Source organism: Actinacidiphila glaucinigra (genome assembly GCF_900188405.1).
Lineage (GTDB): Bacteria > Actinomycetota > Actinomycetes > Streptomycetales > Streptomycetaceae > Actinacidiphila > Actinacidiphila glaucinigra.
On record NZ_FZOF01000003.1, the window covers coordinates 225,315 to 235,969 of the forward strand.

The following is a 10,655-nucleotide window of genomic DNA, read 5'->3' on the forward strand; positions in this document are numbered from 1 at the left end:
CGCGCTCAGGCCTCCGTCCCTGTACGGGCGGCCGCGAGGCGGACCGCGTCGAGGATCTTCTCGTAGCCGGTGCAGCGGCACAGGTTGCCCGAGAGGGCCTCGCGGATGTCGGCGTCGGTGGGCTGGGCGTTGCGCTCCAGCAGTTCGTCGGCGGCGACCAGCAGCCCCGGGGTGCAGAAGCCGCACTGGACGGCTCCGGCGTCGACGAAGGCCTGCTGGACCGGGGACAGCTCCGTGGCCGGGCCGGCGGGGCGCGGCTGCCACCGCTGTGCGGCGCCCGGGTCGGTGCCGGGGCCCGCCGCGCCCGTGTCGCGCTCCTTGGCGAAGTCCGCCAGGCCCTCGACGGTCACGACCTCACGGTCCTGCACCTGGCCGGCGGCGACCAGGCAGGCGCACACCGGCACCCCGTCCAGCCGGACCGTGCAGGAGCCGCACTCGCCCTGCTCGCAGGCGTTCTTGGAGCCGGGCAGGCCCATGCGCTCGCGCAGGACGTACAGCAGGCTCTCGCCCTCCCACACGTCGTCTGCCTCCTGGCGCCGTCCGTTGACGGTGAAGGTCACGCGCATCGGGCGCTCCTCTCGTTGCCGAGGTACTCGTCCCAGGTCCAGCCGAGGGTGCGGCGGGCCATCACCCGCAGGGCGTGTCGGCGGTAGGCGGCGCTGCCGCGCACATCGTCGATGGGGCTGGCGCAGGCGGCGACCAGGTCCGCGAACTGGCGTGCCACGGACGGCGGGACGGTCCGCCCGCTGTCCCACAGGCCCTCCTCCTCCAGCGCCGCGGTGAGGAACTCCTCGGCGGTGCCGGCGCGGACCGGGGTGGGCGCGGCCGAGCCGATGCCGGTGCGCACCGTGCGGGTCGCCGGGTGCAGGGCAAGGCCGAAGGCGCAGACCGCGATGACCATGGCGTTGCGGGTGCCGACCTTGGAGAACTGCTGGGGGCCGTCGGCCTTGGCGATGTGCACGGCGCGGATGAGCTCGTCCGGGGCGAGGGCGTTGCGCTTCACCCCGGTGTAGAACTCCTCGACCGGGATCAGCCGGGTGCCGCGTACGGACACCGCCTCGACCTCGGCGCCCGCGGCCAGCAGCGGCGGGTGCGAGTCGCCCGCCGGGGAGGCGGCGCCGAGGTTGCCGCCGACGCTGCCGCGGTTGCGGATCTGCGGGGAGCCCACGGTGCGGGCGGCGAGCGCGAGGCCGGGCAGTTCCCTGCCGAGCGCCTCGATGACGCGGGTGTAGGGGACCGCGGCGCCCAGCCGTACGGTCTCCTCCCCCACCTCCCACTCGTACAGGTCGACGACGCGGTTCAGGTCCAGCAGGACATCGGGCCGGCGGTGGTCGAAGTTGATCTCGACCATCACGTCGGTGCCACCCGCGATGGGTACGGCCGTGGGGTGCTCCGCCTTGGCGGCGAGGGCCTCCTCCCAGGTCGCGGGACGCAGGAAGTCCATGAGCGCTCTCTTCTTCGTCAGGGGACGGGATGGCTTTTCATGTCCTGTTCACGCTGTGTGACCCAGTACACGTCCGGGCACCGTGCCGGGTGCAGTCACCGAACACATGAAGCACTTCGCCGGTCGCTAAGCTGGCCTTGTAGATTCCTCCGAAAAACGCAAACCGGATCCCTGTCGGCATCGACACGGCACCACCGACGCGACCGGGCGGGCACCTCCCCGGTAGCGCCTCGGACAAGGAAGCGTTCGAGACAAGGCGACGACGATGCGGCTGCGCGCACTGCTGGACACCGATGCCCTCGGCCTGCGGCTGCTCGGCGGCGGGGAGGAGCTGGACCGCACGGTCCGTGGCGTGATGACCACCGACCTGAAGGACCCCAGCCGCTACCTCTCGGGCGGCGAACTGGTGCTGACCGGGCTGGCCTGGCGCCGCGGGCCGGACGACTCGGAGCGCTTCGTGCGGATCCTCGCCGCGGCCGGTGTCGCCGGTCTCGCGGCCGGGGAGGCGGAGCTGGGCTCCGTCCCGGACGACCTGGTGCTGGCCTGCGCCCGGCACCGGCTGCCGCTGTTCGCGGTCGACGAGGACGTCGCCTTCGCCTCCATCACCGAGCACGTCGTGCGCCAGGTGTCCACCGAGCGTGCCGGGGACCTGGCCGCCGTGGTGGAACGGCACCGCCGCCTGATGACGTCCGGACCCGAGGGCGGCGGTCCCGACGCCGTGCTGGACCTGCTCGGCAGCGACCTCGACCTGCGCGCCTGGGTGCTGTCCACGACGGGGCGCGGGATCGCCGGCTCCGACCACCCGCTGCCCGCCGGCGTAGCGGCCGAGCTCGCCGGCGAGCACCTGGCCGCCGCCCGGACCGGCCGCCCCTCGCCGCACCGCGCCTACACCGCGGGCCGCCACTACTCGCTCTTCCCCATCCGCAGCGGCGACCCCGCCGACGACGTCCGCGGCACCCTGCTCTCCGACTGGTTCCTGGCGGTCGACGCCGACGCGGGCGACTGGCCGGCCGAGCGCCTGGACCTGCTGGACGGCGTCACCCAGCTCATCGCCGTCGAGCGCGACCGGCGGGACGCCGAGCGCACCGTGCGCCGCCGGCTCGCCGCCGAGGTGATGGACCTCGTGCAGACCGGCGCGCCGCCGGGCGAGATCGCGGCACGGCTGCGGGTGGCCGCGCCCGTACTGGTGCCGGGGCTCGGCACCGCTCCGCAGTGGCAGGTCGTGGTCGCCCGCGTCGACTGGGCCGGCGGTGGGCCCGCGGCCGGCCCGGTCGCCCAGGCACTGCTGGAGGAGGCCCTGGTCGACCCGGGCGCGGTGGGCCCCGATCAGGCCGACCGCATCGCCGTCGCCCACGCGGGCGAGGAGGCGATGGCCCTCGTCCCGCTGTCGTCGCCGGATTCCGAGGGCACCGCGCCCGAACTGTCCGCACAGGGCCTGCTCTCCTTCCTGCGCGCGCCCCTCACCCGGGGCCTGGACGGCGACGGACGGCTCACCATCGGCGTCAGCGCCGCCGTCCACTCCGCCGACGGCCTGCGCGGCGCCCTGGAGGAGGCCCGCCACGCCCGGCGCGTCGCCGCCGCCCGCCCGGGACGGGTCTGCGTCGCGGGCCACGAGGAGCTGGCCTCCCACGTCCTGCTGCTGCCGTTCGTCCCCGACGACGTCCGCCGCGCCTTCACCGCCCGGCTCCTCGACCCGCTGCGGGCCTACGACCGGCGGCACCGCGCGGAGCTCATCCCCACCCTCGAGGCCTTCCTCGAGTGCGACGGCTCCTGGACGCGCTGCGCGAACCGGCTGCATCTGCACGTCAACACTCTGCGCTACCGCATCGGCAGGATCGAGCAACTGACGGGCCGCGACCTGTCGCGCCTGGAGGACAAGCTGGACTTCTTCCTGGCCCTGCGGATGAGCTGACGGCGGGACCCCGGCGGGAGAAGGCCGGCGTTCGGCCCGGCGCAGTTCGGCTCCGCGGAACCGCGCACCGCCCAGGACCTGTGCGCCGAGCAGGCCCGCAAGCTCATGGCGACGCCGCGTACGAGGCGGTGTTCGGCGCGGGCGGCGCACTCGACCTGGAGGAGGCGATCTCCTTCGCCCTGGGCGGCCACCCGCGGTCCCCGTGCGAGCCGTGGGGATCACCATGACGGCTCGCGTACCGGCCGGGCGCTCGGGAGTCGCCCCGGATCAGAGCGAGCAGTCCGGGTCGGGGAGGTACAGGTCGAGCCAGGTGTTGGAGCCGACGATGCCGTCCACGCCGCCGGTCGTCTCGTCGCAGTCCTGTACCCACCGGACCGCCGCATCCGTCCTCGCCCCGAACTCGCCGTCCTTTGACAGCGGCTGGGGATACCAGGCCCTTACGTCGATCAGGCACTGAACCCGCTTGACGGCGGCCGCGGTACTCGAGTTGTACGGGCCCTTCTTCAGGGTCGGGCGGTACCAGTCGTTCACGTGATTGCATCTGCCGTAGGTGTCCGCCGCGTGGGCGGCACTCGGCGCGACGAGGCCCCCGAGGCAGAGCGCGGCGACGGCGGCACCGATACGGGCACGGGAAAAGCGCACGGTCTGTCCCCTCCGCACCATGGGCGGTCGGTGAACACCGTCCGCCCCACCGGATGCGGCACGGATGCGCAGCGGTTGCGCGCCGGTTGCGCCGCGGTCGCGGCGATGGAGATCAATTGACGGGCAGGAAATCGATCACGGCGACGTCCGCCCTCTTGGCGTGGCACCCGGTGTCGTGCTGGACTTCGGCCCAACCGGCTCGATGACGCGCTTCGGGGAGGGCAAGTGGCGGACACCGCCATGTCGGACGCAGAGGTGGGACCGAACGCGCCGGGTGGCGACACGCCGCCCGACGTGACGCGGCTGCGGGGCCGCGGGTGCTGGACGGAGGCCGCGCTGCTGCTCGCGCCCCATGCGGAGCGGTCGCCGGCGGCGGCCACACGGCGGGCGGCGCTGCTGATCGAGTGCTGCATGTTCACCCTGGACGGCTGGGCGGAGGCCGAGGACGCCCTGCGCACGGCGGAGGCCCTGGCCCGTACGGACGACGAGCGCGGCGAGGCCGCCTGCGAACGCGGCAACCTGGCGTACCTGGCGACGCTCTTCGGGCTGCGCGACCGGGCCGACGAGGCGCGGGCGGCCCTGATGCGCAGCGCGGCGCTGCTGGCTCCCGGTGCGGCGGGGCGTCCGCTGCTGGACTTCCGGCGCGGGCTGGTCGCGGAGAACCTGGGCGACGACCCCGCCGCGGCGCGGGCAGCGTACCGCCGGGCGCACGCGGGGGCGGTGGCCCACGAAGACGTGCTGCTGACCTCGTACACCTGGCGGCACCTGGCCGGGCTGGCGGCCCGCGACGGGGACGTCGCCGAGGCGCGCCACGGCTTCACGGAGTCGCTGCGGATCCGTGTGGAGCTCGGCTACGCCGTCGGCGTCGCACCGGCCCTGACCGCGCTGGCCGGGGTGACGCCGGATCCCGAGGCGGGACGGCTGCGCGCGGAGGCGGCGCGGTTGTTCCGGACGCTGGGCGGGGTGCCCGTGTGGCTGGCCGAGGAACTGGCCGGGGAGCCGGCGGCGGACGCCGGCTGAGCGTCACGCCCCGGCGAAGTGCCGGCGCACCAGTGACTCGACGGCGGTGAGGTCGCCGGAGACCAGTGCCTCCAGCAGCGCCGCGTGCTGCGTGGCGTCGGCGACCAGACGGGCGCTGATGCCGCGCACGGGTGAGGCGCCGGGGCGGGCGTGGCCGTGGTCCTCGGTGACCGGCCACTGCGACCTGCGGTGCAGCTCGTCGGCGACGGCGACGAGCTGCCGGTTGCCGGAGAGCTCCAGCAGTGCGCGGTGGAAGGCACGGTCGGCCTCGGCGTAGGCGGCGCGGTCGCCCAGGGCCGCGGCGGCCACCGTGGCCTCGGCGAGCGGACGCAGTTGCTCCCAGCGGGACGCGGGCAGGGTGCGGGCCATGCGCAGCACGACGGGGACCTCCAGGAGCGCGCGCACCTCGGCGAGCTCGGCGAGGTCCCGGCTGCTGCGCTCGGCGACCCGGAAGCCCTTGTTCGGCATGGCCTCCACCGCGCCCTCGCGGGCCAGCAGTTGCATCGCCTCGCGCACGGGCGTCGCGGAGACCCCGAAGCGCTCGGCGAGCGCGGGCGCGGAGTACACCGCCCCGGGGCGCAGCTCTCCGGTGAGCAGGGCGCCGCGCAGGGCGCGCAGGACCTGGTCCCGCACGGTGGACCGCTCGGGCAGCCGGCGCGGCCGGGGAAGGCCTTCGGCCCGCTCCGGGGCGGCCCCCGTGCCGGGCTCGGCGTGCGGATGGGCACCCCGGACCCGCTCGTCGTGACCGGGGGGCAGCCCGGGGGCCGCGGCGGCGGGCGCCGCGGGGCGCCGCTGGGCGCGGGGGGCGTACTCCACAGGGGCTCCTTCGGGCAGTCGTGTGCGCTGGCGCACTTTGCCGGGGAGTGTGCGCCGCCATCTATTGCAACACGCTCGGCGACCGGCTTCGAGCCCCCTGTGGGCCCGCTCTCCCCCGGGCAAGATCGTCCGAGGTGTGGCACACCTCATGTGGATCTTTCACCCATGTCATCCGATCACCCGTCAGGTCACAGGTTCCGGCTCGATCAACTGAACCACACCCGCTACCCAGTTCGAGCATTCTGGCGATCTCGCCCCACGCCGCCCCACCGTTGGCGTGCTCTTGCCCTGAAACCGCATCACACGTCCGGGGTGTTCGCCAGGATGGCGCGCGGACGCCGTCTCGCGGCCCGAGCGCGACGGTACTGCGACGCAAGGAATCGCACGATGAGACTTACGGACACAACGCTGGACTGGGCGCTCCCGTGCGCCGTGGGTCTCGCGGTCCTCGCCGCCGCGGCGGTGTTCCTGCGCAACCGCAAGGCCCGCAAGGAGGACGCGGGCCAGGCCGATTCCTGGGAGCGCTCGGAGGAACGGCGCCGCAAGAAGGAGGCCCTGTACGGAACGGCCTCCTACGTCCTGCTCTTCGGGTGCGCCTCGGTAGCCGCGGCGCTGTCCTTCCACGGCCTGGTCGGCTTCGGCCGGCAGAACCTCGGCCTCTCCGGCGGCTGGGAGTACCTGGTGCCCTTCGGGCTCGACGGCGCGGCCATGTTCTGCTCGGTGCTCGCCGTCCGCGAGGCGAGCCACGGAGACGCGGCGCTGGGCTCGCGCATGCTGGTGTGGCTCTTCGCGGGCGCGGCGGCATGGTTCAACTGGGTCCACGCGCCGCGCGGCGGCGGCCACGCGGGCGCCCCGGAGTTCTTCGCGGGCATGTCCCTCTCCGCGGCCGTGCTCTTCGACCGCGCCCTGAAGCAGACCCGCCGGGCCGCCCTGCGCGAGCAGGGGCTGATCCCGCGGCCGCTGCCGCAGATCCGCATGGTCCGCTGGCTGCGCGCGCCCCGTGAGACCTACGGCGCCTGGTCGCTGATGCTGCTCGAGGGCGTCCGCACCCTGGACGAGGCCGTCGAGGAGGTCCGCGAGGAGCGTGCCCGCCAGGAGCAGGAGGCCATGCGCCGCCGCGGGCACGAGCGCCTGGAACGGGCCCGCATCAAGGCGATCAACCGGCAGCACCGGATCTGGAACCGCGGCGGCAGCAAGTACGAACTGCCCTCCTCGGCCGCGGCGGGCGCCCAGTCCGGCGCGGAGCCTGCCATAGAACCGGAGAAGGCCGGACCGCCCGCGCGCTCCCGGCCCGCCCTGTCGCCCGTGCGTGAGGAGACCGCCCGGACGACGATCGACCTCACCGCCGAGGACGACACCATGGCGCTCCCCAAGCTGGACTCGCTGGAGCGCAAGCTCGCCGACCTGGAGCGCCAGTACGGCTGATCGCGCGCGTCCGTGACGTCTCATCGGTGCGCCGCCCCGGCCCGGAACCCCGGCCGGGGCGGCGGCGCGTCGGGGGCGGACGGCGGGTCAGCGGGCCGGCGGCGGGTCAGCCGGCCCCGGCGTCGAGTTCGAACCAGACGATCTTCCCGGTGCCGTCGCCGTCCGGGCGGACCCCCCAGGCGTCGGCGAGCGACTGGACGAGCAGCAGTCCGCGGCCGGAGGTGCGGCGGTCGGAGGGGGCGCGCAGGCGCGGGTGACGGGTCGTGAAGTCCCGTACCTCCACGCGCAGGCAGTGGGCCGGGCCGTGCTGCAGCGTCACGGTGAGGACGGCGCCGCGGTCGGTGTGCCGCAGGGCGTTGGTGACGAGTTCGGTGGTGAGGAGTTCCGCGGTGTCGGCGAGGGCGGGCACGCCCCAGCTGCGTAACGCCTCGCGCAGCAGCCTGCGGACGTCGGCGACGGCCGGCAGGTCGGCATGCTGGAGGGGCCGGTGCAGCCGGCGCGCCTCGACGGGCCCCCCGGCCTCCCTGCCGCCCGGCTGGACAGGCTGACGTTCCATCGGCTCCGCTCCGGCCGCTGACGCCCATTCGGGTTCGAACATCTACGCGCAATGCATGCCCCACCACGACCACGTCCAGTCATGGGCCGGGGACGGAGCGCTTCTGTATGCACTGCATCCATTGCATGCATTGAATACTTTGCATGCAATGGATACAGTGGTGGGGTGCAGCAGACGGACGCCGCGCGCACGCGGCTGCGGGAACTGATCCTGGACGGGGTGTACGCCCCCGGCCAGCGCCTGACCGAGCTCGAGGCCGCGGCGGTACTGGCCATGAGCCGTACGCCGGTGCGGGAGGCGTTCCGGGCGCTGGTCGCCGACGGGCTGGTGCGTTCCGCGGGACGCGGGGTGAGCGTGGTCGAACTGGGGCCGCAGGCGCTGCGGCACGCCTACCAGGTACGCGGCGTGCTGGAGGGCCTGACGGCGGAGCTGGCAGCGGAGCGGCAGCGGCGCGGGGAGATGGCGCCCGCCGAACTGACCGCGCTGGAGCGGCTCGCGGCGGACGCGCAGGAGGCCACGGCCGCGGGCCGGCTGGCCGAGGCCGTCCGGCACAACCGGCGCTTCCACGGCCGGATCGCCACCCTGTCGGCGAACCCGGTGGCCGCCGCGTCCCTGGAGCGGCTGTGGGACCAGATCCAGGTCTCCACCCGGCGGTCGCTGGCCGCGCCGGAGCGCCCCGACCAGGTCGCCGCGCAGCACCGGCGGCTGCTCGCCGCGATCGCCGCAGGCCGTGCCGAAGAGGCCCACGCGGCCGCCCGTGAGCACGTCATGGACACCTGTGCCGCCCACGAGCGGGACGGGACGGAGGAGGAGCGTTAGCCGTGCCCGACATCAGCAAGCGCCACACCTACACCACCGAGGTCGTCTGGACCGGCAACCGCGGCACGGGCACCGGCACGTACCGCGGGTACGGGCGGGAGCACGAGATCGCCGCGCCCGGTCTGCCCGTGCCGCCGATACCCGGCAGCTCGGACCCGGCCTTCCGCGGCGACCCCGCCCGCTGGAACCCCGAACAGCTGCTGCTCGCCGCGCTGTCGCAGTGCCACATGCTCTCGTATCTGCACGTGTGCACCGTCGCCGGAGTGGTGGTCACCTCCTACACCGACCGGGCGGAGGGCACGATGGAGGAGACCGGCGACGGCGGCGGCCACTTCACGCGGGCCCTGCTGCGGCCGCGGGTGGAAGTGGCCTCCGCCGCCATGGTGGACGCCGCCGTCGGGCTGCACGCCGACGCCCACCGGCTGTGCTTCATCGCCGGCTCGGTCAACTTCCCCGTGCACCACGAGGCGGAGGTCACCGTGGCGGCGGGCGGCTAGCCGGCTTCGGCCCTTCGCCACCGGGCCCCGGCCCGGGCCCGGATCAGCGCAGTCCGCGCAGGACGTTGCCCTCGGTCGTGAGGTAGTTGGAGCGGTAGTCGAAGCGGCGCGCCCGGGCGAACAGCAGGTAGTAGTACTTGGCGTTCTCGCTGAACCAGTAGGCCGGGGTCAGGTCGCCCAGCTTCATGGGACGGGCGGTCACGTCGCGCACCACGGTGTACCCGTTGACCACCTTGCAGTACTGCTTCTGCCGCCGGAACATCTCGGCGGCCCGCCGCCGGTAGAGCTCCTTGCCGGTGGTGAGCCAAAGGAAGAGGCAGGAGTCCACGTACTCCGGGCGCAGCGGGTAGGAGGGGTCCAGGGCGCGCATGCCGTGGTAGTCGAGACTCTCGGGCGGCAGGCGGAAGGAGCGCAGCGCGGCCGCCCAGCTGGCGTGGTAGGCCTCGCCCTCGGCGACGCGGCCGCTCTGGGCGAGCAACCCGGCGTAGAAGGCGGTCAGTTCGGACTGCGCGTGCCCGGTGGCGGCGCCCGTGCGCATGTCGGCCTGGCGGAACCAGAGCCGTCCGGAGCGGCGCTCGGTCAGGTGCTCGAGCACGGCCGCGGTGAGCGTGGAGTACCAGGTGCGCAGGTCCTCGTCGCGGTAGAGCTCCCAGCCGTCCCAGAGGTACTCGTAGAAGGAGTCGACGGGCGGGTCGAGGGTGGCGGTGGTGCCGGTCCACGCGCCGGTCTCGACGTTCATGCCGGTGCCGAGCAGGTTCAGCCGCGAGCGGCGTTCGTAGACGGCGTGCAGGGCCTTCTTCGCGGCGTCGTAGTACTTCCGGTCCCCGGTGAGCCGGGACAGCTCGCCGAACTCGGTGATGCAGGTGCCGATCTCGGCGAGGTGGTTCTCCTTGCCGGAGACGGCACCGGTCGCAAGGTTCACATAGCGGTAGGGGGCCCCGGTGGGCGACCGGGTGAAAGCGGGCAGCAGCCGGTCCGCCAGTTCGCGGGCGCGGTCGAGCAGCACCGTGTCCTTGGTGGCCAGGTGCCCGGAGAGCAGCCCGCCGACCAGGCGGATGATCGTCTCGAAGACCTGGACGGGGGCGTCCTGGCCGAGGACGAGATCGTCGCGCACCCACTGGACGCCGGCGTCCAGTTCCTCGTCCAGCTCCATCAGGTAGAGGGTGTCCAGCGCCTCGACGATCGTCAGGCCGAGGGTGCTGCCGGGGATGAAGAAGTCCGAGCCGGCGCCGGTGAGCGGCCGCAACTCGTCCCGGCCCCAGGCGAGTCTGCGGTAGGCGTCCCAGGCGCTGCGGAACTCGGTGACGGACGCGCGGGCGAGCGCCGCGTACGGGTCGGTGGCGGCCGCCGCCGACCCGGGCAGGGAGACGGTGGGGACGGCGGCGAGGGGGGCGAGCCGGGCGGCGGCGCCGAGCAATCCGCGCCGGGAGAGTCCGCGGGGACGCGCGATTTTTCTCATGCCCCGAAAACCCCGTCCGCCTTCCGGGCGTTACGGGACACCACCGCATTGACGGGGAATCCATC

11 protein-coding genes are annotated in these 10,655 nt (G+C 74.2%); 5 read left to right on the forward strand and 6 right to left on the reverse strand.

Annotated features, from left to right (window positions below; genetic code table 11):
- Positions 1–5: 5 nt before the first annotated feature.
- Positions 6–566, reverse strand: coding sequence for a (2Fe-2S)-binding protein (locus CHF15_RS07750; RefSeq protein WP_089222891.1), 561 nt, complete (start codon positions 564–566; stop codon positions 6–8).
- The gene (locus tag CHF15_RS07755) at positions 557–1,444 is read right to left on the reverse strand and encodes an FAD binding domain-containing protein (protein WP_089222892.1); all 888 of its coding nucleotides are present in this window, start codon (positions 1,442–1,444) and stop codon (positions 557–559) included. Before CHF15_RS07755 ends, CHF15_RS07750 begins: the two co-directional genes overlap by 10 nt.
- A gap of 265 nt (positions 1,445–1,709) precedes the next feature.
- On the opposite strand from CHF15_RS07755, the gene CHF15_RS07760 reads away from it, so the two are divergent.
- Positions 1,710–3,356: a PucR family transcriptional regulator gene (locus CHF15_RS07760; RefSeq protein WP_089222893.1), complete on the forward strand. Its 1,647-nt coding sequence runs from the start codon at positions 1,710–1,712 to the stop codon at positions 3,354–3,356.
- 267 nt (positions 3,357–3,623) lie between these two features.
- Here CHF15_RS07760 and CHF15_RS07765 read toward each other — a convergent pair whose 3' ends face one another.
- Positions 3,624–3,998, reverse strand: a complete 375-nt coding sequence (locus tag CHF15_RS07765; RefSeq protein ID WP_089222894.1) for a peptidoglycan-binding domain-containing protein — start codon at positions 3,996–3,998, stop codon at positions 3,624–3,626.
- A 240-nt stretch (positions 3,999–4,238) separates the two neighbouring features.
- On the opposite strand from CHF15_RS07765, the gene CHF15_RS07770 reads away from it, so the two are divergent.
- Positions 4,239–5,018: a hypothetical protein gene (locus CHF15_RS07770; protein ID WP_179279704.1), complete on the forward strand. Its 780-nt coding sequence runs from the start codon at positions 4,239–4,241 to the stop codon at positions 5,016–5,018.
- A 3-nt stretch (positions 5,019–5,021) separates the two neighbouring features.
- Here the strand turns inward: CHF15_RS07770 and CHF15_RS07775 are convergent, their stop codons facing one another.
- Complete coding sequence (locus tag CHF15_RS07775; RefSeq protein ID WP_089222896.1) at positions 5,022–5,834, reverse strand: GntR family transcriptional regulator; 813 nt, start codon at positions 5,832–5,834, stop codon at positions 5,022–5,024.
- 387 nt (positions 5,835–6,221) lie between these two features.
- On the opposite strand from CHF15_RS07775, the gene CHF15_RS07780 reads away from it, so the two are divergent.
- Positions 6,222–7,259, forward strand: coding sequence for a DUF2637 domain-containing protein (locus CHF15_RS07780; protein WP_089222897.1), 1,038 nt, complete (start codon positions 6,222–6,224; stop codon positions 7,257–7,259).
- A 106-nt stretch (positions 7,260–7,365) separates the two neighbouring features.
- Here the strand turns inward: CHF15_RS07780 and CHF15_RS07785 are convergent, their stop codons facing one another.
- Positions 7,366–7,815: an ATP-binding protein gene (locus CHF15_RS07785; protein WP_089222898.1), complete on the reverse strand. Its 450-nt coding sequence runs from the start codon at positions 7,813–7,815 to the stop codon at positions 7,366–7,368.
- A 165-nt stretch (positions 7,816–7,980) separates the two neighbouring features.
- On the opposite strand from CHF15_RS07785, the gene CHF15_RS07790 reads away from it, so the two are divergent.
- Together CHF15_RS07790 and CHF15_RS07795 are read left to right on the forward strand one after the other, a co-directional pair.
- A complete protein-coding gene (locus tag CHF15_RS07790; protein ID WP_089222899.1) occupies positions 7,981–8,634 on the forward strand; it encodes a GntR family transcriptional regulator in 654 nt (217 codons plus the stop codon).
- 2 nt (positions 8,635–8,636) lie between these two features.
- Complete coding sequence (locus tag CHF15_RS07795; RefSeq protein ID WP_089222900.1) at positions 8,637–9,131, forward strand: OsmC family protein; 495 nt, start codon at positions 8,637–8,639, stop codon at positions 9,129–9,131.
- Between the two features lie 43 nt (positions 9,132–9,174).
- On the opposite strand, the gene CHF15_RS07800 is transcribed toward CHF15_RS07795, so the two are convergent.
- Positions 9,175–10,590: a glycoside hydrolase family 47 protein gene (locus CHF15_RS07800; RefSeq protein WP_245938716.1), complete on the reverse strand. Its 1,416-nt coding sequence runs from the start codon at positions 10,588–10,590 to the stop codon at positions 9,175–9,177.
- Positions 10,591–10,655: the final 65 nt, after the last annotated feature.